Origin of the sequence: Actinoplanes sp. NPDC049118, assembly GCF_040648555.1 — a bacterium.
Lineage (GTDB): Bacteria > Actinomycetota > Actinomycetes > Mycobacteriales > Micromonosporaceae > Actinoplanes.
In genome coordinates this window covers 237,554-258,812 of record NZ_JBEZDY010000010.1, presented here as the reverse complement: position 1 = coordinate 258,812, position 21,259 = coordinate 237,554, and the positions used below count along the sequence as shown (strand labels likewise).

The window sequence follows — 21,259 nt, the reverse complement described above, 5'->3', positions numbered from 1 at the left end:
GGCAGGCCCTTAAGCTGTCGGACACCTGAGCGAGAGGAGCCCCCGGCGTGGAGGCACTGCGGTTGATCCTGAGATACGCGCACCTGATCGGCTTCGCGCTGCTGCTGGGCGGCGCGATCGTGCAGTTCATCTCCGGCAAGTTCCGGATCAACCCGGCCATGCTGTGGGGCGCGATCATCCAGGTGCTCACCGGCCTGGCGCTGTCGGCGCCGCTGCGCGGCGGTGGCGACGACGAGCCGAGCCCGGTCAAGCTGGGCGTCAAGCTCCTGATCGCGATCATGATCTTCGTGATGGTGTTCGTGCCCCGCAAGCGCGCCGAGGTCAACCGCGGGCACTTCATCGGCATCATCGCCCTGACGCTGATCAACGCGGCGGTCGCGACCTTCTGGCGCTAGGGGTGTCCTCGAGCACCTGGGCGAGGCCGCTGAGCAGGTGCTGCAGGCCGAACTCGACGAGCATGTCGAGGTCGAACTCGCGGTCGCCGGCGGCCAGGTAGCGGGTCATCATCGGCAGCCGCCCGGTCGCCAGCACGGCCTCGAAGTGTGCCTGCTGCGCCCGTAGCCACTGGTCGCCGGTCATCCCGGTCTCCTGCTCGGCCTGCGCCTCGTGCTCCAGGTTGACCGCCGTGCCGCGGACGTGGTTCGCCACCGTCACCGCCGCCAGGAACTGCGCGTTCGCGGAGAGGCCGCGCCCCTCCAGGGCCTGCATCGTCCACTCGGTGTGTGCCATGGCGTGCGGGGCCAGCAGCGGGCGGGTGAACGACATCGCCTGGGCGAGCCAGGGGTGGCGCCGGTATATCGCCCACTGCAGCCGGGCGATCGCCTCGACGCAGCGCCGCCAGCCGTCCTCCTCCGGAATCAGCGGCGGCGGCGGGTTCACGGCGAATACCGCATCCGTCATGAGCAGCAGCAACTCCTCCTTGTCGGCCACGTACCGGTAGAGCGACATGGTCGGCACGCCGATCTCGGCCGCGAGCCGGCGCATGCTCAGCGCGGCGAGGCCCTCGGCGTCCGCGATCGTCACGGCGGCGCGCACCACCCGGTCGCGGTCCGGTGCCGCGTCGGCCGGCCGGGCCTGCGCGGCCACGACCGTCCCGACGCCGGGCATCGCCCGGACCAGCCCCTGCTCGCGCAGGGTGGCGAGGACCTTGGTGGCGGTCGCCATGGCGATGCCGTACTGCGCGGTCAGCTGCCGGGTCGACGCGATCCTGTCGCCGGGCGCGAGGTCGCCGGCGGCGATCCGCGCGGCGATCTCACCGGCGATTCTCTGGTACGGCGGCAAGCCCATGAACCCCTCCGTGTACTAGTGCACCCGATCCTAGTGCACTAGTCGGCGCCATTGGATAGGGGTGCTAGCACCACTTCCCGGCAAACTAGTGCGCTCGTACGCTGTACCAGTCAAGTCCTATGGGGAGGGTTCAGCGATGACCGACGCGGTACGCCTGGAGACGCTCTACAAGACCTACGCCGACACCGGCACCGCCGTCACCGCGCTCGACGGGGTGACGGCCGCGTTCTCCACCGGCACGTTCACCGCGGTGATGGGCCCGTCCGGCTCCGGCAAGAGCACCCTGCTGCAGTGCGCGGCGGGGCTGGACCGGCCCAGCGCCGGCCGGGTGTTCATCGACGGCGCCGAGCTGACGGCGACGAAGGACACCGCGATGACCAGGTTCCGGCGCAGCCGGGTCGGCTTCGTCTTCCAGGACTACAACCTGCTGCCGGCGCTGACCGTCGAGCAGAATGTCCTGCTGCCGCTGCGCCTCGCCGGCCGCCGCGCCGACCGGGGCCGCTGCGCGGAGGTGCTCACCCGGCTCGGCCTCGGCGACCGGCTGCACGACCTGCCCGAGCGGCTGTCCGGGGGAGAGCGGCAGCGGGTGGCCGTCGCCCGTGCGCTGGTCACCGAGCCGGCCGTCATCTTCGCCGACGAGCCGACCGGCGCCCTCGACCTGCGCGGCGCCCGCGAGGTGCTGACCCTGCTGCGGGCCGTCGTGCACGAGCACGGCCGTACCGTCGTCATGGTCACCCACGACCCGGTCGCGGCCGCGTACGCGGACTCGGTGCTCTTCCTCGCCGACGGCCGGCTGGCCGGGGCGCTGAGCGCGCCAACCGCCGAGGCCGTCGCGGAGCGGCTGACCCACCTGGGCGACCTGGTCGGCGACCGGACCGGGGCGGCGACGTGATCGCCGTCGCCCTGCGCAACCTGCGGCACCGCCCCGGCGGCTTCGTCGCGACGTTCCTGTCCGCCTTCCTGGGCGCGTCACTGCTGACGGCGTTCGCGTCACTGCTCGACACCGCCGCGGGCGCCGACGACGCCAGCGCGGAGTCCCTGGTCACGACGGCGAGCGTGGCCGGCGGCTGGTGCCTGGTGATCGTCGTCTTCGCCGTCACGTCGACCCTGAGCCTGGCGGTCACCCGCCGCTCGGAGCAGACGGCCCTGCTGCGCCGGGTGGGCGCGACCGGCCCGCAGCTGCGCCGGATGATCGTGGGGGAGGCCGCCGCGATCTCGCTGCTCGCCTCGGCGGCGGCCGTACCGGCCGGGCTCGTCCTGGGGCGGCTGCTGCTCGCGCTTCTGCGGGACACCGGCCAGGTCGCGGCGGAGGTCGGCTACGTGTTCGGCCCGATCGCGCCGGCCGCGGGCTTCGGGGTGACCCTGGCGGGCGCGATCCTCGCGGCGCTGGCCACGGCCCGGCGTACGACCGGGTCGGTCGGGCCCCGGCGCACCCGGCCGCGGGCCCGCCGCCTCGCGGGGGCGCTGTTCCTGCTGGTCGCGGCGAACTGCGCGACGCTGACCGTGACGCTGATGGACGGCAAGGGCATCGACGCGATGCAGACCGCGGGCCAGGCGTCGATCTGGGCGTCGATCGGCCTGGCCCTGTTCGCCCCGGAGCTGCTGCGGCTCGTCACGGTGGTGCTCGGCGGTCCGGTCCGGCTGCTCGGGGGCGCCGCGGGCGAGCTGGCCGTGCTCGGGGTGCGGGGGCGTACCCGGCAACTGGCGGGCGCCGTGATGCCCGTCGTGCTGTTCACGGGCATCGCGACCGGCACGGTCTACATGCAGGGCATCGAGGACGACGCCGCGGCGGGCACCGTGCAGCCGGAGTTCGCCCGCGACATTCAGACCCTGAACTACGTGGTGGTCGGCATGATCACGGTCTTCGTGGCGATCATGCTGGTCAACACCCTGATCGCGGCGACGTCGCACCGCAAGCGGGAGTTCGCCCAGCAGCGGCTGGCCGGCTCGACCCGGGGGCAGCTGATCGCGATGGTCGCGTGCGAGGGCCTCCTCGTGACGGTCACCGGGGTCCTGGCCGGCTCGGCGGCCTCGCTCTTCACGATCATGTCCTTCGGCGCGGCCCGGGCGGACCGCGTCTGGCCCGAAGCCACCCCGATCGCGTACGCGGTGATCGTCGCGGTGGCGGTCGCGCTGACGACGCTGTCCGTGCTCGGCACTGCCCGCCGTACCGTCCGAGGGAGCGCCGTGAGCGCGATGCGCGCGTGAGTCCGAGAGGCGATCGGCCCCCGTCCATCCTGGACAACGGGGGCCGTTGTCTTGCTCGGACCCTTCTATCAGCTGTACAGCTGATAGAAGTATGGCGATCTTCTGCAATTTGACCGCATACTGACGTTGCGTGACCGCATGGAGGCATTGCGTGTTTGGGAACGGGCGGAACATTGGCCGAATGCCGCCCGATCCTCATCTCCGAAGCAGCCCCGTGCGTGGCCCCCGCGCGGGTGCGGGACGGAGGAGGAGCGATGAGAGAGTTCTATCGTGGACCGCGTGTGCTCGTCACCGACAAGGTGATCACGGTCCAGCGGGCGGCGCCGCGGAGCTTCGTCCTCGCCGAGCTCCATGCCGTGCACATCGTGCGCCAGCGGGGCGCCTGCGGGATGTCCGGCGAACGGGTTCTGGGGATATCCGCACTGGTCAGTGGCATTGTCATCGTGCCCGTGGTCGGCCGGGTGTCCGTTGGCGTGGCGACGGTGACAACGGTCGTCGCGCTCGTGTACGCCTTCATCCACCTGCGTCTCGGCCCGCCGGCCCATCACGAACTGGTGGCCACCTATCGGGGCGTGCGTGCGGTGGTGTTCGAGTCGGACGATCAGCGCGAGTTCGAGCAGGTCTGTCGCGGCCTCCAACGCGCCTTGGAGCGACTCGGCTGATGGCTAGGCGGCCAACAGCTATATGGCAGTTTGGCATGCCTCTTCGATTTGGCATCGCTTTTCCATGCCGGTGTTGCCTTTCCGGAAACGACATCGCGGAGTCGCTGCCGTATCTATCGTAGGCCTGTGTCGTTGTTCCTACGACGGCGTCCCTGAGAAGGGTTGCTGTGCCTCGCCGTCCAAACTGCTATGTTGCTGTTAGCAACGTAGCTGGTGGCGCGCCTCATGATCGAGGTTCGTCCAGGTGGACCGACGAGGCGGGTGTGGCAATGAGTGCCGCGCGGGACGAAACGCCTGCTGTCGCTAGGCAGCGGGTGCGGCGCGCGCTCCGCAAGGCACGCCAGGCGACACCGCTGATTCAGGGCGACGTGGCCAAGCGGCTCGGGTGGTCATTGTCCAAGGTGCAGCGAATCGAGAGCGGTGAGGTCGCTGTGTCGGTCACCGATCTGCGCGCCCTGCTCGCTGTCTACGGTGTCCGCGACGAGGCGGCGATCGAGCAGCTGGCGCGCGACGCGGCGATCGCGCGTCGCCAGCGGTGGTGGATCACCCCCGAGTACCGCAAGCATCTCACCCCCGGTCTGCGCATGCTGCTGCAGTTCGAGGCGCAGGCGACGACCGTCCGGGCCTATCAGCCGTTGGTCATCCCCGGTGACCTGCAGACCCCGGCGATGGCGGAGCACCTGCTGAGCTGGTCCGACACGAGCCTCACCGATGTGGACCGAAAGGTGCGTTTCGACGTTCGCATGCTCCGCGCGAAGCGGGTCGCGGAACGCGACGACTCACCGGCGTATCTACTGATGCTGGACGAGGCGGTGATCAAGCGCGAGACCGGCGGCCGCGAGGTCATGGCGGAGCAGCTCGAGTCGGTTGCGGAGATCATCGCCCGGCGGCCCAACATCCACATTCGTCTCGTGAAGCTCGCCATGGGTGCAAATCTCAGCATGATGGGCCCCTTTACCATTCTCGATCTGAGCGACGACGACCACGAGGACGCGGTCGTCTATCGGGAGTCCTATACCGATGACACCGTCGACCATGATTCGGAGACCGTCGGGTACTACCGACAGCGATTTGAGTCGATGTGGCCGCAGTGCTACGACGAGATCGACTCGCTGCGTCTCATCCGGGCGGAGGCGGGAACCCTCCGCGCGTCATTGATCCGGGATAGTTGACCGTTCCCGGTCCCATGAACACGTGGTCCGAAGTATCACGTGCTCCGGCGCCTGAGCTGGGGTTCTCGAATGAAAGATCGTATCGAGCATGAATTGGTATCGAAGCTCCTACTGCGCCGACGCCACCTGTGTCGAGGTGGCGAAGATCGGCCAGGAGGTGGTTGCCCTACGCGACTCAAAGCGTCCTGAACAGGCATTTCTCCGCTTTGAGCGTTCGGTGTGGGCTGAATTCATCGATGGTGTCAAGGCCGGCGGCTTCGGCGGACGGTAGTGGAATGGCGCGCCTCGGTCGAACATCGAGGCGCGCCATTTCGTGAGGGACAAGCCGTATCGGCTCACGTACCCTGTGTAGTCCCGGACCGTGGAGGCGCAGAATGCGAACCGACGAGCCTGAGCGATCGCTGCAATGGATCCGACGATGCGCGGACAGTTCATGTGTTGAGGTGGCCCGGGACGGCGACGACGTCGTCGTGCGAGACGGCAAGGATGCCGGAGGCCCGAGGCTGCGATTCACCGGCGAAGCGTGGAAGTCTTTCCAGGCGGGAGTGGCCGCCGGGGAGTTCGATCGAGTCTGAACCCCAGCGGCGCGACCCGCGTCGGGCGGGCCGCGCCGTCGGCAGTATCTACCAGGAGCCGGCGGTGGGGCCGGCGGAGCCGCCGCGGCGGCGCAGGTACTTCTCGAACTCGCTGGCGATCTCGTCGCCGGTCAGCGGCTTGATGCCCTCGTCGCCGACCCGTTCCTCCAGCTCGCGGACGTAGTCGCCCAGCTCCGAGTCCTGCTCGGCGGCGGCGCGGACGCGCTTCTCCCACTCGTCGGCCTCCTCGGCGAGGTCGGCGAGGGGCACGGGCAGGTCGAGGACGTCCTCGAGCCGGCTGAGCAGCGCGAGCGTCGCCTTCGGACACGGCGGGTTGTTCGCGTAGTGCGGGACGTGCACCCAGAAGGAGAGGGCGTCGACGTCGGCGCGGCCGGCCGCCTCCTGGAGCACGCCGACGATGCCGGTCGGGCCGTCGTAGCGGGTCGGGACGACCTTGTATCTCTCCGCGACCTCCTTCTCCGAAGCGGTGCCGCTGATCGGCAGCGGCCGCGTGTAGGGCACGTCGGCGAGCAGGGCGCCCAGCAGGACGATCCGGTTGACCTCGAGGCTGTGGCACACCTCGAGGATCTGCTCGCAGAACGTGCGCCAGCGCATGCTCGGCTCTATCCCGCGGATCAGCACCACGTCACGCTCGGTGCCGGGCGGGCTCGCCACGCTGAACCGGGTGGTCGGCCACTCGATCTTGCGGGCCTCTCCCTCGGCCATGGTGATGGTCGGCCTGCTGACCTGGAAGTCGTAGAACTCCTCCGGGTCGACGGTGGTGATCTCGCGGGCCTGCCAGACCTGCTCGAGGTGCTCCACCGCGGCCGTCGACGCGTCGGCCGCGTCGTTCCACCCTTCGAAGGCGGCGATCGCCACGGGAGAGCGCAGCAGGGGAAGACCGTCGAACTCTGTCACGGTGCCAACCTTTCGTACCTCACGTACGCAAAGCCTACGTGTATGGCCGACATCGCACCCGGGGGCCGCGCCGTCGTGGGGCTTTGCGTGGAGAGCCCCGTCACAGTGTGTCCACCTGTCGGACGCCGTCATTCGGTACGGGGGGCATCTGCCATTAGCCTTGTCAGGTGCCGAATTCCTTCCTTGCCGCGCTGACCGATCGCATCCTCGTCGCCGACGGGGCGATGGGCACGATGCTGCAGGCCGCCGACCTCGACGTGGACGCCGACTTCCAGGGTCTCGAGGGCTGCAACGAGATCCTCAACGTGACCCGGCCCGACGTCGTCCGCGGCGTGCACGAGGCCTACCTGGCCGCCGGTGCCGACTGCGTCGAGACGAACACCTTCGGCGCGAATCTCGGCAACCTGGGCGACTACGACATTCAGGACAGAATTCGCGAGCTCTCGGAGGCCGGCGCCCGCGTCGCCCGCGAGGCGGCCGACGCCTATTCGACGCTGGAGCAGCCCCGCTACGTCCTCGGCTCGATCGGCCCCGGCACCAAGCTGCCGACGCTGGGTCACACGCACTACACGACCCTGCGCGACGCGTACCACGAGAACGCGGCCGGCCTGATCCTCGGCGGCTCCGACGCGCTGATCATCGAGACCTGCCAGGACCTGCTGCAGACCAAGTCCGCGGTGGTCGGCGCGCGCCGGGCGATGGCCGAGGTCGGCCGCGAGGTGCCGATCATCTGCCACGTGACCGTGGAGACCACCGGCACGATGCTGCTGGGCAGCGAGATCGGCGCGGCGCTGACCGCGCTCGAGCCGCTCGGCATCGACCTCATCGGACTGAACTGCGCCACCGGCCCCGCCGAGATGACCGAGCACCTGCGCTACCTGTCGCAGTCGGCGAACATCCCGATCTCGGTCATGCCCAACGCGGGCCTGCCGGTGCTGGCCTCGGGCGGCGCCTACTACCCGCTCACCCCGGACGAGCTCGCCGAGGCCCTGGAACGCTTCGTCCGCGAGTACGGCGTCTCGCTGGTCGGCGGCTGCTGCGGCACCACGCCCGCGCACATCGAGGCCGTCGTCAACTCCGTCCGCGGCCTGCGGGCGGCGCCCCGTACGGTCGCGCACCCCCCGGCCGCCGCCTCGATCTACCACGAGGTGCCCTTCCGGCAGGACGCCGGCGTGCTGATGGTCGGCGAGCGGACCAACGCGAACGGCTCGAAGGCCTTCCGCGAGCCGATGCTGGCCGGCGACTGGCAGGCGTGCGTGGAGATCGCCCGCAGCCAGGCCCGCGACGGCTCACACCTGCTGGACCTCTGCGTCGACTACGTCGGCCGCGACGGCACCCAGGACATGCGGGAGCTGGCCGGCCGCTTCGCCACCGCGTCCACCCTGCCGATCATGCTCGACTCGACCGAGCCGCAGGTCGTCGAGGCCGGCCTGGAGATGCTCGGTGGCCGCTGCGTGGTCAACTCGGTCAACTACGAGGACGGCGACGGCCCGGGCTCCCGCTTCGCGCGGATGATGCCGATCGTCAAGGAGCACGGCGCCGCTGTGGTCGCGCTGACCATCGACGAGGAGGGCCAGGCCCGCGACGCCGACTGGAAGGTCCGGGTCGCCTCCCGGCTGATCGACGACCTCACCGGCACGTGGGGGATGAACCGCGCCGACATCCTGGTCGACTGTCTGACCTTCCCGATCGCCACCGGCCAGGAGGAGACCCGCCGCGACGGCCTGGAGACGATCGAGGCGATCCGGCGGATCACCGAGCTGTACCCCGGCGTCAACTTCACCCTCGGCGTCTCGAACATCTCGTTCGGCCTGAACCCGGCCGCCCGCCAGGTGCTCAACTCGGTCTTCCTGCACGAGTGCGTGCTGGCCGGCATGACCAGCGCGATCGTGCACGCTAGCAAGATCCTGCCGATGTCCAAGATCCCGGACGAGCAGCGCCAGGTCGCCCTGGACATGGTGTACGACCGGCGCAGCGAGGGCTACGACCCGCTGCAGAAGTTCCTGCAGCTCTTCGAGGGCGTCGACGTGAAGTCGGCCCGCGAGTCCCGCGCGCAGGAGCTGGCCTCGCTGCCCCTGGACGAGCGCCTCAAGCGCCGCGTCATCGACGGCGAACGCAACGGCCTCGAGGACGACCTCCTCGAGGCGCTGCATGCCTCCTCGGCGCTGGCGATCGTCAACGACGTGCTGCTGGACGGCATGAAGACGGTCGGCGAGCTGTTCGGCTCCGGCCAGATGCAGCTGCCGTTCGTGCTCCAGTCCGCCGAGGTGATGAAGGCGGCGGTGGCGTTCCTCGAGCCGCACATGGAGAAGAACGAGGACGAGGACGGCAAGGGCCGCATCGTGCTCGCCACGGTCAAGGGCGACGTCCACGACATCGGCAAGAACCTGGTCGACATCATCCTGAGCAACAACGGCTACGAGGTCGTCAACATCGGCATCAAGCAGCCGATCAACGCGATCATCGACGCGGCCGAGCAGCACCAGGCCGACGCGATCGGCATGTCCGGCCTGCTGGTGAAGAGCACGGTCGTGATGAAGGAGAACCTGATCGAGATGGCCGCCCGCGGCGTCGCCGCGAAGTTCCCGGTCATGCTGGGCGGCGCGGCCCTCACCCGCGCGTACGTGGAGGACGACCTGCGCTCGCAGTACGAGGGCGAGGTCCACTACGCCAGGGACGCCTTCGAGGGTCTGTCCCTGATGGACAGGGTGATGACCGCCAAGCGCGGCGGCGCCCCCGTGATCGACCCCGAGCGCGAGGCCGCCCTCGCCGCCCGCCGCGCCCGCCGCGAGCGGCAGCGCGCGATGGTCTCGGAGAACCTGCCGCCCCTCGACGACACCTCGGTCCGCTCGGACGTGTCCCCGGCCGCCGACGTACCCGCCCCGCCGTTCTTCGGCACCAGGGTCATCAAGGGCATCCCCCTTAACGACTACGCGTCCATGCTGGACGAGCGGGCGACGTTCCTCGGCCAGTGGGGCCTCAAGCCGGCCCGCGGCGGGAGTGGCCCGTCCTACGACGAACTGGTGGAGGCGGAGGGCCGCCCCCGCCTGCGCTACTGGCTGGACCGCCTGGCGGCCGACCAGGTCCTGGAGGCGGCCGTCGTCTACGGCTACTTCCCGGCGTACTCGGAAGGCAACACCCTGGTGGTGCTGGACGAGAACGGCACGACGGAGCGCGCCCGCTTCACGTTCCCCCGCCAGCGCCAGGAACGCCGTCTGTGCCTGGCCGACTTCTTCAAGCCCCGCGACGCCGGACAGCTCGACGTGGTGGGCCTGCAACTGGTGACGGTCGGCCAGCCGATCAGCGAATACACGGCGAAGATGTTCGCCCGCGACGAGTACCGGGACTACCTGGAGGTACACGGCCTGTCGGTGCAGCTGACCGAGGCGCTGGCGGAGTACTGGCACCGGCGGGTCCGCTCGGAACTGACCCTGCCGAACGGGTCGACGGTCGGCACGGGCGACCCGGCGGACCTGGCCGGCATCCTGAAGAACGACTACCGGGGCTGCCGGTACGCGTTCGGCTACCCGGCCTGCCCGGACCTGGAGGACCGCGCCAAGGTCGTGGACCTGCTGGACGCGGGCCGCATCGGGGTGACCCTGTCGGAGGAGTTCCAGCTGGAGCCGGAGCAGTCGACGGACGCGATCATCGTCCACCACCCGGACGCCAACTATTTCAACGCCAAATAAGCCGTGGAGCCCGAAAGCCCTCTCTGAGCTGTGTAAACATCGGTCATGCCTCCTCGGTTGAACGAGCCGCGGTGCAGCGGGCGCCCGCCGTCGTCGGTGAAGATCAGCCGGGCCGTACGGGTGACCGGTCGGCGGCCGGTGATGTCCAGAACCTCGACATCCTGGGCGGGGAACTCGGCAAGGTGGGCCGCCAGCTCGTCGACGGCGACCTGGCCGACCGGCACCATGCGGTACGAGTACCGGTTCTTCGGCGGGCAGATCACCACGCCGCCGCCGGCCGCGGGCTGGATCTGCTGCTCGACCTTGATCGTGCGGCGCAGGAAGTCGACGTGTGGCACCTCCAGTCCGAACGCCTGGCCCTGTCGAAGACCACTGCCGACGTCCGTGGCGATGAGGCCCCGGTACCGCGCAGGCACGGCGTCCGCGAGCGCCTCGACCTGGTCGAGCAGTAGCGGCACGACCTCCTCGACGGGCAGCTCTGGCAGCTTCACGCCGGCGCCCGGGTCGCGAGCGATGATCCGGTCACGGACCGCGGTGTCCGTCCCGGCGAGGTGACTGACGGCCTGTCGGCTGGTGGTCGACCGATGAGCCGATCCGCTCGCCGTCCGACAGCATCCATACGCTGCCGTCCTCCTGCAGCTCGGCGTAGACGGAGCGGGGCTCCCACCACGGGCCTGCCTGGCCCTGGCGCCATACGCCGCCGTGGATCGTGTGCCAGCCCTCGTGCATGCCGGGCTCCGTCCGGTCGACGACCAGCTCGAGGTACAGGGCCCCGTCGCGAATTACCCGGACCGTCTCGCTGCGCCGCGGCACCCTCATCGCCGCCACCCCGCGGGGTCCGGCGTCGTGGCGGCCAACTCGCGGAGCCGGTCGACCGCGGCCGCACGCTCCTGCGCCTGCCACCGCCTGGCGGCCGCTAGCCGCGCCTCATACCTGCGCCTGCGTAGGAACCGGAACATCGTCGTCTCCCGGGGGTCGAGGGGACGGCGACGGGCAAGGTCTTGCGGACCCCTGACAGCGCCCGCCGCCGCCATCTCGATCGTGGGTGAGCAGGGGCGGCGCGAGAAGCGGCGACGCGTCCACTGCACTGTCCACAAGCCGGCGGCGCGTCCACAAACTGTGGACAGCGAATCAGGCGGCGCGGCTTGACGCCTCAGTCGCTTCGTGCAGCGCGTCGACCAGCCAGGACGGCGCACCGGTGCGGCGGGCTCGCCGCACCGTGCGACCGAGGATCTTCGGCACGCGCGCCGTGCCGGCGGCGGACACCCGGCCGATCAGCTCCTCGGTGACCTCGTCGGCCTCGTGCCATGCGCCGACGTCGACGAGGTCCGAGACCAGCCAGGCGCGGTACAGCGACTGGTCGCGACCCTGTCCCGCCGGAAGGGCGATCACGGCGCGCTCCGACCATGTTGCCGCGCCGCGCCCGTCGTCGGACGCCGAGCGGATGCGGGCCTCGTGCACGGCCAGCTCGGCGGCGTGCAGCCACCATGTCCACCCCGGATCGCCGGGCCCTATCCCGCCCGCCAGCTCCCGGCGGGCCTTCTCCAACTCGGCCAGGGCACGCCGGCCGTCGCCGAGCTGGGCGAGTGCCCGCGCGCGGCGCACCCGCATCATCCCGACGACCCGCCGAGACTTCGGCTGCTCGGCGATCACCCGGTCTGCCAGCGCCAGCCCTTCGGCTCCGCGGCCGAGGTACGTCGCCTGCATGGACAGGTGCGAGGCCAGGAAGCGGGCCATGCTGGTGTCGCCGGCGGTCTGCGCCACGAGCATGGCCTCGGTGGCGACCCGGCGGCTGTCGTCCTGGTGCTCGCTGTCGTACGCGAGCCAGGCGGCGACCTCGCCGACCTCGGCGAGGGCGGCGTGCACGTCCGCGCGGTCGCTGTCGCGCACGCCGGTCCGGGCGAGCCTGGACTGGGCGGTCTCGAATGCTCGGATCGCGCTGAGGTGCAAGCCGCCGGATCCGTGCGCGGTGTCGAGCGCGACGAGGTGGTGGACGGTGTCGTGCAGGTGCTGCACGTCGTCGGCACTCATCGGCTCATCGGCGTCGGGGCGCGCCTTGCCGTTCACGACCTCAGCGGCGGTCGTGACGGGCTCGGCGCCGTCGACGAGCCGGATCAACGAGCCGTGGGCTTCGAGCGCGTCGTCCAGGAGCCGGGCGACATGGGCAGTGGCGGGGCGGTCACCGTGCTCGAGCATGCCGACGTACGACTTGCTGATGTAGACCTGGTCGGCCAGCTTGCGCACAGAGAGTCCGCGGGCGGCGCGCAGACGGCGGAGTTCGGCGGCGAAAGCCGATACGGAGTCGGTCATGATCGCGTCCCTGGTAGCGGTCAGGGGTGGCGGCCAGCCGCTACAACTGGCCGCCTGACATCCGAGCTTATCCGGACGGCGATTCCGCATGCGCGTGCCGAATCCGGTACCAGGGTTTCCACCGCGACCCTTGTCGCGCCAACGGCGTTGTTCACGCATGGACGTTTCCCCCCTCGACCCGGACTCGCCCAAGGGCCGCGAGGTCGCCGCTCGGCTCACGCGGACCTTGGCCCTGATCGAACTCCAGATCAACGAGCGCGAGCGGGCTGCCGGGATTGAGCCGCGCACGGATTCGGCACCGGCATGCCAAATCCGTCGCGCGCGTACGGATTTCAGCTGAGCCATTTCCGGTTCTCGGCGGCCCACCGCTCCGCCGTCTCGTCTACGAGCAGCTGGGCCGGCGGGTTATCGAGGACACCCCGATGTTGGACTCGACCCAGCGCTCCCGCCTGGACGTGCTTCTGCACCCGGGCACTCCGCCGTGGCCGTGCCGGGTCGGTTACACCGCGGCTCGCTTGCCCTCGAGGTAGCGATCAGCGCGGCCCGCGTGATTCGCCGCGACCGTCCGATCTTGATGGACTCGATCTGGCCGGTGTTGGCCAGATACCAGACCGTCCGAGGGCTGAGGTCGAGGACCTTGGCCGCGTGGGGAACCGTGAAGGCGAGCTGCTCGCTCGCGGCGGATATCTCCACGGAGGTTGACTGCTCCAAGACGAAGGTCGGTTCTGAGCACTTCAATGAGAAGGCTCAGGGGAAGTTCTGCATCGTCTCGGTCAACGTGAAGAACATCGGCAAGGAGGCTCAGACCTTCTCCGGCACGTCGCAGAAGGCGTACGACGCCGCGGGCACCCAGTTCTCGAACGACACCGGTGCCGAGATCTACGCCAACGAAGGTAGCCCCACCTTCCTCGAGGAGATCAATCCCGGGAATCAGGTCAAGGGCAGCTCATCTTCGACGTGCCGAAGTCGACGAAGCTGACCACCATCGAACTCCACGACTCGATGTTTTCCGGCGGGGTGAAGGTATCGCTGTCGTGATGTGGTGCACCCGCGCCCGAGTGTGACACACGTGCTTTGTGATGCCGAACCGTCCCGAAGGTTCTGAGACAAGACAATCGTGACGTAACTCAGGCTTGTGGCGTGCGCGGGCGGTGGAGCGGCACTCTGACTGCAACCCGGAAAGCTTCAAGAGTAATTATTCCGTCACCGATGGTAATCATATGCGTGCGTGGTGGATCTGGATGACGTCCGGGGCAGTGCTGTGCGGAATCGTCGCGTTTCTGCCGTCGGACTCCATACCGACCAGCGTCATCTACTACTCGATCGGCATAGCGACGGTCACCGCCACGATCGTCGGCGTGCGGCGCCACCGCCCGGCCGACCCGTCGTCCTGGTACGTCTTCGCGATCGGCATCAGCTGCTTCGTCGTCGGCGACCTGCTGTACGAGGTGACCAGCTGGTTCCTCGGCGGGCGCCCGTACCCGTACTGGAACGACGCGCTCTACTTCGTCGGGTACCCGTTCCTCTGGGCGGGCCTGCTGCTGGTGGCCCGCCGGCGCGGCGGTAGCCGCGACTCCGCCGGCCTGATCGACGCCGCGATCATCGGCACCGCGGCCGCCCTGGTCAACTGGGTGTTCCTCGTCAACCCGGTGCTGGGTGACGAGACCACGCCGATGCTCGAGCGGCTGGTCAGCGCCGGCTACCCGGTCAGCGACGTGCTCATGCTCGCCGTGGTGGCCCGCATGCTCACCCGATCGCGCGGGCGCACGCCCAGCGTGCTGATGCTGGCCGCGGGCAGCACGCTCGCGCTGGCCTGCGACGTGTTGTGGACCATCTCCATGAGCTCCGACGGCCAGGTGGGCAGCTTCATCAACGCCGGCTTCCTGCTCGGGTACGTCTGCTGGGCCGGTGCGGCCCTGCACCCCTCGATGCGCCGGGAGTCCGAGGGCGGGCCCGTCGCCGGCGGCCGGTTCGGCCGGGGCCGGTTGATCGTGCTGACCGCCGCCACGCTGCTGGTGCCGGCGGTGCTGTTCCTGCAGGGCTTCCGCGACGAGTCGGTCGACTGGGCCGCGGTCGGCATCGGCGCGGTGGTGATCTTCCTGCTCGTGCTGACCCGCATGTACGGCTTCGTCGGCCAGGTGCAGAAGCAGGCCGAGCAGCTGGCGGACCTGGCCATGAGCGACGAGCTGACCGGCCTGGCCAACCGCCGCCAGTTCGCCCAGCGGCTCACCGACGCGGTGGCGGCCGGTTCCCCTCAGGTCTGCATGCTCGACCTCAACGGCTTCAAGGCGGTCAACGACCGGCTGGGGCACGCGGTCGGCGACAGCCTGCTGACCGTGGTCGCCGAGCGGCTCACCAAGGAGCTGCGCGCCGGCGACGTGGTGGCCCGGATGGGCGGCGACGAGTTCGCGATTCTGCTGCTCGACACGAGCGTCGCGGAAGGCAACGCGATCGTGACCCGTCTGTCCAGGGTGCTGAGTCAGCCCGCGACGGTGGGCGGCGAGGAGCTGCGCGTCGGCGGGAGCATCGGCATCGCCGACTCCGACGGCACCGACGACCCGGTCGAGGTCATGCGCCGCGCCGACGCCGCCATGTACGCCGCGAAGGCGGCCGACGGCACGTACCGCAGGTACACCTCCGATCTGGACCACCCGGCCGGCGCCGAACCGTACGCCGTGCCGGACACGCTCGGGACCCTTCCGGGTCCGGGAGCGATCGTCGATCAGGCCGTGGCGGTGCTGCCCGCGCCCGAGGTGGTCGTCCGGGTGGGCGCGCACTCGGGCAGGCCGGTTCGCCGCCGCGCGTCGCATCGTCGACCGGACCTGCTCGACCGGGTCGGGCTCCGGGGCACGCACCGATAGCCGACCGCGGAGGCCCGGTGCGATGATGCGGCCGTGACTTTCCAGCTCGACTTCAGCGGCGTGCGCCTCGCCTACGACACCGTCGCGGAGGACTACGCCGCATACTTCCCGGACACCGGGGTCGAGGCTCCGCTCGACCTCGCGATGATCGACGCCTTCGCCGCGGCGGTGACCGCGGACGACGATCCGCAGGTCCTCGACGCCGGGTGCGGCACTGGCCGGGTCAGCCGGTACCTCGCCGATCGCGGGTGTCTGGTGCAGGGGGTCGACCTGTCCCCGGGCATGCTCGCCATGGCGCGCCGCGACCACCGGGACCTGGTGTTCACGGTGGGCTCGCTGGCTGATCTGCCCTATCCGGACGGCCGGTTCGCGGGCGTGATGCTGTGGTACTCGATCATCCACACGCCTCCCGCCGGCCAGGCGGCCATTCTCGCGGAGGCCGCCCGGGTGCTGCGCCCCGATGGGCATCTGCTCGTCGGGTTCCAGTCCGGCGAGGGCACGCGCGACGTGTCCGCGGCATACATCCGCTCGAGCCACGAGGTCCGGCTCGAGCGTCACCTCTACACGGCGGATCAGGTCGCCTCCCGGCTCGAGGCCGCCGGGCTGCGAGAGGTCTGCCGCCTGGTGCGGCGCCCCAGGGGTCAGGAGCGGGACGATTCGGCGGTGCTGCTGGCCAGGGCCGGCGCGGCTTCCTCAGCCCGCGGGACGGCCTGACCGCCGAGTTCGGCGATGTGTTCACCTCGCGGACGGTGCCGCCCTCACCGTACGGCGTGTGGCGCCAGGACGGCCGCGCAGCGCAGGTTGCGGTAGCGCCCGCGGTAGTCCAGCCCGTACCCGACGATCTGGCCGGACGGCACGTCGAAGCCGACGTAGGCCGGTACCGCGAGCTGTGGCGCGTTCGGCTTGCGCAGCAGCGCGCAGACCGCGATCGACGCCGGGCGGCGCTGGTTGAGGCTGGAGATCAGCCACGACATGGTCAGGCCCGTGTCGATCACGGTCTCCGTGATGATCACGTCCCGGCCCTCGATGTCGATATCAAGATCCTTGAGCAGGCGTACGGAGCCGGAGGCGCGGTTGCTCGCGGTGGTGTACGACCGGATCGCCATCCACCCGATCTCGACCTGGCTCTCCAGGGCCCTTGCGAGGTCGACGGTGAAGGTGGCGGCGCCGCCCAGCACGCCGATCAGGATCGGCTCGCGGCCCGCGTTGTCCTTGCCGATCTCGGCCGCGAGCTCGCCCACCCGGGCCAGGATCTGTTCCTCGGTGAGCAGTACGGACTCGAGATCGTCCGCGACGTGGTCGGCGTCCAACCGGCATCCTCCTGAGAGTCGGCGGGCCCCGCCCGAGGTCACGCCGGAATCCTGACAGGTGCGGCGGCGACGGCCAACATGTGGTGTACCTCCCGGGGAGGACTCGCGTGTGCCATTCTCCCCACGCGGGCGCCGTCGTGGGTCGGAACCGCTCCCGCCCGGTGTCCGTCAGCAGGCCACCGGCTCCGGCTCGAAGAACAGCCCGGACAGCCACGAGGGCACCTCGTCGACCGGCTTACCGGTCCGCAGCGCGACGATGCTGTAGGTCAGCGTGCCGTCGGAGTGCAGCACGGTCCGGTCCGCGTTGCGGATCTCGAAACGTACGACGAGCCGCGCACCGTCGAGGCGGTCGGAGAACGACGAGACGTGCAGCGTGCCCAGGCCGGTGACCGGGCGCCGGTAGCTGATCTCGGACGTCCTGAGATAGAACGCGAACCCTCGCTGTGCGATCTCGGCGGCGGTCAGGGGCATCCGGTCGTCCAGGAAGCGCAGCCGGGTCGTCGCGACGTAGTCGACGTAGTTCTTGGCGTTGACGTGACCGTATGCGTCCAGGTCGCCGAATCGGACCTCGATCGTGCCGTCGTAGAGGACGGGCCTGGTGGTACTCGGCGAGTTCTGATCCATAGGCGATGATCGTAACGACCCCCGGCAATGCGGGATGCCGCCCCTCGGATGGTGACGGTGATCATCGCGGAGTGTCGGACCCGGGTGCGATCCTGGCCGCATCCGTCACCGAAAGGGGGCCGCGTTGACCGGCTTCGTCGATGCCACCGAGGTGGCCGCCCGCACCGACGGCACGACCTTCGACGTCGAGCTGGATCACCAGTGGACCATCGGGGACAAGCCCAACGGCGGCTATCTGCTCGCCCTGCTCGCCCGCGCCGCGGCGAGCACCGACGCGGCCTCGCGGCACCCGCACCCGCTCGCGGCGAGCGCCACCTACCTGGCCGCCCCCGCGGTCGGCCCGGCGGTGGTCGAGGTGACGCCGCTGCGTACCGGCCGGTCGGCCAGCCAGCTGCGGGCCCGGCTGGTGCAGGACGGGCGGCCCTGCGTGGAGGCGCTGCTTACCCTCGGCACGCTGGACCCGGACGCCGAGCCGCGCTGGGCCGGCGCGCCCGCCCTGGAGCTGCCGCCCGAGGACGAGTGCCCGCTGATCCCGGTCGAGCCGCCGGGCGCCGGCGTCAAGGTCAACCTGATGGAGGTCGTCGAGCAGCGGCTGGACCCGGCCGTGCTGGGCTTCGCCTTCGGCCAGGCGAGCGAGCAGGCGGAGCTCCGCGGCTGGCTGCGCTTCGCCGACGGCATGGAGCCGGACCCGCTCTCGTTGCTCTTCGTCGCCGATTCGTTCCCGCCGGCCACGTTCGCCATCGGCAGCACCGGCTGGGTGCCGACGCTCACGCTGACCGTGTACGTGCGGGCCCTCCCGGCGCCGGGTGCGCTGCGCGTCCGGCAGGTCGCCCGGCTGGTCGAGGACGGCCTGGTCGACGAGGTCTGCGAGGTGTGGGACTCCCGCGGCCGGCTGGTCGCCCAGGCGACCCAGCTCGCCAAGGTCCGGTTCTGAGCTCCGGCCCGCCCGTCGCGACCCCGGCCGCCTCACGTGGCGCGTCCGCGCCCGCGGATCACACGTCCGAGCGGCAGCAGTAGACACCGAGCGCTACCGCCGCGCTACCGTCGCAGTACGTGGTCGGCGGATCGGCGGTGGAACCGCGCCGCGGCGAACCGGCGCGTGCCCTAACCCGTGCAGCACCGACACCGACAGGCCGGCCCGGCCTGTCAGCCGAGATCCGGGGTCGTTTGTCCAGATTCCGGGCCTGGCCGCTCCGTTGTGAGACGGGCTCCTGTAATCTCCGCGCGTCCCGCTATTCATGTATTCATCACCACGGTGGAGTTGTGGCATGGCACAACGGTTCACGCTCGACGAGATCCGCACTCGCACCTACAAGGATCGCGACGCGTGGTGGACCGTCTGGCTCGTCGACCCCTTCGCCTCCCGGCTGGTGTGGCTCGTGGCGCCGGTCCGGTGGATCACGCCGAACGTGCTGACGATGGGTGCCTTCCTGCTCGGCCTCGTCACCGCCTACTGCTTCGCGCAGGGCGACTACCCGTGGCTGGTCGCCGGCGCGATCGTCTTCCACCTCAGCTTCGTGCTCGACTGCATGGACGGCAAGATCGCCCGGCTCAAGGGTACGGGCTCGGTCTTCGGCGCGTGGCTCGATTACGTCTTCGACCGGCTGCGGGTGCTGATCTGTGCGGTCGCCCTCTTCGGCGGCCAGTACGCGAAGACCGACGACATCCGCTACCTCTACCTCGCCGCCGTCGTGATCTTCCTCGACATGTTCCGGTACCTCAACGCCCTGCAGATGGGCAAGGTCAAGAACGACATGCGGCGCCGGCTCGAGGCCGCCCTCGGCGAGAGCTCGGGCCGCCCGATGTTCGTCGAGGAGACCGGCATCGAGCACCCGGTCGGTGCCGGCGTGGGCATTGCGACCGCGACCGACGGTACGGGCGAGGAGCGGCCCGTCGTCGACGTCTTCGGCGACTTCCGCACCAGGTTCAGCGCCTTCGTGAAGGTCCGCAACATGCTGGTACGCCAGCGCATCCGGGCACACGTGTTCAGCGGCATCGAGTTCCAGATGTTCATCTTCATCCTGGGCCCGCTGACCAACCAGATCGTGTTCTTCACGATCCTCTCGGCCGTGCTGCTGGCGGCGTTCGAGCTGCTGCTCATCTACAAGCTCTGGACCGCGACCCGCAGCTACGCCCGCCAGCTCGCCAAGATCGGTACATCGGAGGCGGAGGCCGCGGCGGTCGCGGTCGCGACCGGGGCCGAGCCGGTCGAGGACGCCGAGGACCCCGAGGCGTTCAGCACCCAGCGCATCTCCGCGTAGGACCGCGTCCCACCGCACGGCCGGTCGGCGTGGCAAGCTGACCGGCCATGGACGGATTCATGGCGGCCGACAGCCCGATCACCGGACGGCCGGCGAACCGGTGAGCGCGCGCTTCGAGGAGCTGGCCTGGCGGGAAACGCCGATCGGCGAGATCAGCCTGCGCCGCCGGCTCGATCCCCGGCTCAACGTCGACGTGTACGAGGTGAAGATCGACGACGAGTTCCTGATGTCCAGCCTCTTCACCGTGGCGGAGATCGAACTCGCCCGGCTGGGCCTGGCCGCGCTGCCCGCCGGCGCCCGGCCCGACGTGGTCGTCGGCGGCCTCGGGCTGGGCTACACCGCCCGGGCCGTCCTGGAGGACCCGCGGGTGGCGTCGCTGCTGGTCGTCGACGCGGTGGGTGAGGTCATCTCCTGGCACGAGCGAGGGCTGCTCCCGGAGGCCGCCGCGCTGACGACCGATCCGCGGAGCCGCCTCGTCGAGGGTGACTTCTTCGCGATGGCCGCGGGCGAACGGGGTTTCGACCCGGACGCGCCGGGGCGCCTCTTCGACGCGATCCTGCTCGACGTCGACCACAGCCCGCGGCACGTGCTCGCCCCGGCCAACGCCGCCCTCTACACGGTCGCCGGCATGCGCCGGCTCGCCGCGCACCTGCGCCCGGGCGGCGTCTTCGCGCTCTGGTCGGACGACCCGCCGGACGCCGAGTTCGAGGCCGTGCTGGCCGAGGTGTTCGGCGACGCGGCGGCGCACGTGGTGGCGTTCCCGAACCCGCTGACCGGTGGCCAGTCCGCTAACACGGTATATGTAGCCACATAACCGGGCATACTGGCGCTCGTGGAGGATCACCCACTCGAGCCCGGCGAGGACGCCACGACGTTCTTCCAGCCACGCGCCCTGGTCTTCGTGACCATGCTCTGGGTGATCGCGCTGGTCTGGCTGCTGGTGACCGCGCTGTACGGGGCGATCGTGTACCTGACCGGGATCCGGCTGGAGCCCGGCGACATCCTCATCATGGTCGAGAGCGTGCTGATCGTGCCGACGGTGACGGCCAGCCTGATCATGCTCATCACCTGGCAGCGGCTGGGCTGGATGAAGAGCTCGGTGCTGGGTCTGGAGTTCGCCGCGACGGGCCGCCGGGGCGTGCACCTGCACTGGTCCTCGATCGCGTCGGTCGGCCTGCGTGGCTGGGGCCCGTTCACCGAGCTCGTGGTGACGCCCACCAGCATGGCGGCGGTCACCGAGCTGCGCGAGCCGGGCCGGCGCCCCCGGGTGCTGCGCCGCGAGTCCGGTTCGGCGTTCCTGATCGACGTCGGGCTGATGTCGCCCGGGCCGCAGACGCTGCTCGCCGAGCTGCACCGGCGCATCCCGTCCCGGGTCTGACGCC

General features: G+C 70.2%; 24 protein-coding genes. 16 read left to right on the top strand and 8 right to left on the bottom strand.

Going from position 1 to position 21,259, the window contains the following annotated elements:
* Positions 1–47 precede the first annotated feature (47 nt).
* Entirely contained in the window at positions 48–395 is a 348-nt protein-coding gene (locus tag AB0B58_RS18145) for a hypothetical protein (protein ID WP_360224673.1), read from the top strand.
* On the opposite strand, the gene AB0B58_RS18140 is transcribed toward AB0B58_RS18145, so the two are convergent.
* Positions 364–1,287, bottom strand: a complete 924-nt coding sequence (locus AB0B58_RS18140; RefSeq protein ID WP_360224671.1) for a TetR/AcrR family transcriptional regulator C-terminal domain-containing protein — start codon at positions 1,285–1,287, stop codon at positions 364–366. The genes AB0B58_RS18145 and AB0B58_RS18140 overlap by 32 nt on opposite strands.
* 136 nt (positions 1,288–1,423) lie before the next feature.
* Between AB0B58_RS18140 and AB0B58_RS18135 the strand changes: the two genes are divergently transcribed.
* From AB0B58_RS18135 to AB0B58_RS18110, 6 genes are all read left to right on the top strand, one after another.
* Positions 1,424–2,179 (top strand): ABC transporter ATP-binding protein, encoded by a 756-nt coding sequence (locus tag AB0B58_RS18135; protein WP_360224669.1) that lies wholly within the window; start codon positions 1,424–1,426, stop codon positions 2,177–2,179.
* Positions 2,176–3,495 carry an ABC transporter permease gene (locus AB0B58_RS18130; RefSeq protein ID WP_360224667.1) on the top strand — a complete coding sequence of 440 codons (1,320 nt, stop codon included), beginning with the start codon at positions 2,176–2,178 and terminating at the stop codon, positions 3,493–3,495. The genes AB0B58_RS18135 and AB0B58_RS18130 overlap by 4 nt, the downstream gene beginning before the upstream one ends.
* Before the next feature lie 254 nt (positions 3,496–3,749).
* Positions 3,750–4,157 carry a DUF6232 family protein gene (locus AB0B58_RS18125; protein WP_360224665.1) on the top strand — a complete coding sequence of 136 codons (408 nt, stop codon included), beginning with the start codon at positions 3,750–3,752 and terminating at the stop codon, positions 4,155–4,157.
* A gap of 269 nt (positions 4,158–4,426) precedes the next feature.
* Positions 4,427–5,329 carry a helix-turn-helix transcriptional regulator gene (locus tag AB0B58_RS18120; RefSeq protein WP_360224663.1) on the top strand — a complete coding sequence of 301 codons (903 nt, stop codon included), beginning with the start codon at positions 4,427–4,429 and terminating at the stop codon, positions 5,327–5,329.
* 88 nt (positions 5,330–5,417) lie between these two features.
* The gene (locus AB0B58_RS18115) at positions 5,418–5,600 is read left to right on the top strand and encodes a DUF397 domain-containing protein (protein ID WP_360224661.1); all 183 of its coding nucleotides are present in this window, start codon (positions 5,418–5,420) and stop codon (positions 5,598–5,600) included.
* A 103-nt stretch (positions 5,601–5,703) separates the two neighbouring features.
* The gene (locus tag AB0B58_RS18110) at positions 5,704–5,904 is read left to right on the top strand and encodes a DUF397 domain-containing protein (RefSeq protein ID WP_360224659.1); all 201 of its coding nucleotides are present in this window, start codon (positions 5,704–5,706) and stop codon (positions 5,902–5,904) included.
* Positions 5,905–5,952: 48 nt separating this feature from the next.
* Here AB0B58_RS18110 and AB0B58_RS18105 read toward each other — a convergent pair whose 3' ends face one another.
* On the bottom strand, positions 5,953–6,822 hold the full coding sequence (locus AB0B58_RS18105) for a PAC2 family protein (RefSeq protein WP_184993294.1): 870 nt from the start codon (positions 6,820–6,822) through the stop codon (positions 5,953–5,955).
* A 167-nt stretch (positions 6,823–6,989) separates the two neighbouring features.
* On the opposite strand from AB0B58_RS18105, the gene metH reads away from it, so the two are divergent.
* Positions 6,990–10,511, top strand: a complete 3,522-nt coding sequence (gene metH, locus AB0B58_RS18100; protein ID WP_360224656.1) for a methionine synthase — start codon at positions 6,990–6,992, stop codon at positions 10,509–10,511.
* Here the strand turns inward: metH and AB0B58_RS18095 are convergent.
* From AB0B58_RS18095 to AB0B58_RS18085, 3 genes are all read right to left on the bottom strand, one after another.
* Positions 10,493–11,002 carry a hypothetical protein gene (locus tag AB0B58_RS18095; RefSeq protein ID WP_360224654.1) on the bottom strand — a complete coding sequence of 170 codons (510 nt, stop codon included), beginning with the start codon at positions 11,000–11,002 and terminating at the stop codon, positions 10,493–10,495. The genes metH and AB0B58_RS18095 overlap by 19 nt on opposite strands.
* A 31-nt stretch (positions 11,003–11,033) precedes the next feature.
* Positions 11,034–11,330: a hypothetical protein gene (locus AB0B58_RS18090; RefSeq protein WP_360224652.1), complete on the bottom strand. Its 297-nt coding sequence runs from the start codon at positions 11,328–11,330 to the stop codon at positions 11,034–11,036.
* A 312-nt stretch (positions 11,331–11,642) separates the two neighbouring features.
* The gene (locus AB0B58_RS18085; protein WP_360224650.1) at positions 11,643–12,821 is read right to left on the bottom strand and encodes a helix-turn-helix transcriptional regulator; all 1,179 of its coding nucleotides are present in this window, start codon (positions 12,819–12,821) and stop codon (positions 11,643–11,645) included.
* Positions 12,822–12,978: 157 nt separating this feature from the next.
* On the opposite strand from AB0B58_RS18085, the gene AB0B58_RS18080 reads away from it, so the two are divergent.
* Positions 12,979–13,161 carry a hypothetical protein gene (locus AB0B58_RS18080; protein WP_360224649.1) on the top strand — a complete coding sequence of 61 codons (183 nt, stop codon included), beginning with the start codon at positions 12,979–12,981 and terminating at the stop codon, positions 13,159–13,161.
* 65 nt (positions 13,162–13,226) lie between these two features.
* Here AB0B58_RS18080 and AB0B58_RS18075 read toward each other — a convergent pair whose 3' ends face one another.
* Complete coding sequence (locus AB0B58_RS18075; protein WP_360224647.1) at positions 13,227–13,514, bottom strand: helix-turn-helix domain-containing protein; 288 nt, start codon at positions 13,512–13,514, stop codon at positions 13,227–13,229.
* Between AB0B58_RS18075 and AB0B58_RS18070 the strand changes: the two genes are divergently transcribed.
* The 3 genes from AB0B58_RS18070 (at position 13,396) to AB0B58_RS18060 (ending at position 16,396) form a co-directional block, all read left to right on the top strand.
* A complete protein-coding gene (locus AB0B58_RS18070; RefSeq protein ID WP_360224645.1) occupies positions 13,396–13,800 on the top strand; it encodes a DUF4352 domain-containing protein in 405 nt (134 codons plus the stop codon). The genes AB0B58_RS18075 and AB0B58_RS18070 overlap by 119 nt on opposite strands.
* Positions 13,801–14,062: 262 nt before the next feature.
* Positions 14,063–15,682: a GGDEF domain-containing protein gene (locus AB0B58_RS18065; protein ID WP_360224643.1), complete on the top strand. Its 1,620-nt coding sequence runs from the start codon at positions 14,063–14,065 to the stop codon at positions 15,680–15,682.
* A 33-nt stretch (positions 15,683–15,715) separates the two neighbouring features.
* Positions 15,716–16,396, top strand: a complete 681-nt coding sequence (locus AB0B58_RS18060; protein ID WP_360224641.1) for a class I SAM-dependent methyltransferase — start codon at positions 15,716–15,718, stop codon at positions 16,394–16,396.
* A 44-nt stretch (positions 16,397–16,440) separates the two neighbouring features.
* On the opposite strand, the gene hpt is transcribed toward AB0B58_RS18060, so the two are convergent.
* Together hpt and AB0B58_RS18050 are read right to left on the bottom strand one after the other, a co-directional pair.
* The gene (gene hpt, locus AB0B58_RS18055; RefSeq protein WP_360224639.1) at positions 16,441–16,992 is read right to left on the bottom strand and encodes a hypoxanthine phosphoribosyltransferase; all 552 of its coding nucleotides are present in this window, start codon (positions 16,990–16,992) and stop codon (positions 16,441–16,443) included.
* Positions 16,993–17,160: 168 nt separating this feature from the next.
* Positions 17,161–17,616 carry a thioesterase family protein gene (locus tag AB0B58_RS18050; RefSeq protein WP_360224637.1) on the bottom strand — a complete coding sequence of 152 codons (456 nt, stop codon included), beginning with the start codon at positions 17,614–17,616 and terminating at the stop codon, positions 17,161–17,163.
* 124 nt (positions 17,617–17,740) lie between these two features.
* On the opposite strand from AB0B58_RS18050, the gene AB0B58_RS18045 reads away from it, so the two are divergent.
* The 4 genes from AB0B58_RS18045 (at position 17,741) to AB0B58_RS18030 (ending at position 21,255) form a co-directional block, all read left to right on the top strand.
* Positions 17,741–18,550 (top strand): thioesterase family protein, encoded by an 810-nt coding sequence (locus tag AB0B58_RS18045; RefSeq protein ID WP_360224635.1) that lies wholly within the window; start codon positions 17,741–17,743, stop codon positions 18,548–18,550.
* Between the two features lie 334 nt (positions 18,551–18,884).
* On the top strand, positions 18,885–19,877 hold the full coding sequence (locus tag AB0B58_RS18040; RefSeq protein ID WP_360224633.1) for a CDP-alcohol phosphatidyltransferase family protein: 993 nt from the start codon (positions 18,885–18,887) through the stop codon (positions 19,875–19,877).
* A gap of 100 nt (positions 19,878–19,977) precedes the next feature.
* Positions 19,978–20,691, top strand: a complete 714-nt coding sequence (locus AB0B58_RS18035) for a spermidine synthase (RefSeq protein ID WP_360224631.1) — start codon at positions 19,978–19,980, stop codon at positions 20,689–20,691.
* A gap of 18 nt (positions 20,692–20,709) precedes the next feature.
* Positions 20,710–21,255, top strand: coding sequence for a hypothetical protein (locus tag AB0B58_RS18030; protein ID WP_360224629.1), 546 nt, complete (start codon positions 20,710–20,712; stop codon positions 21,253–21,255).
* The last annotated feature ends 4 nt before the right edge of the window (positions 21,256–21,259 follow it).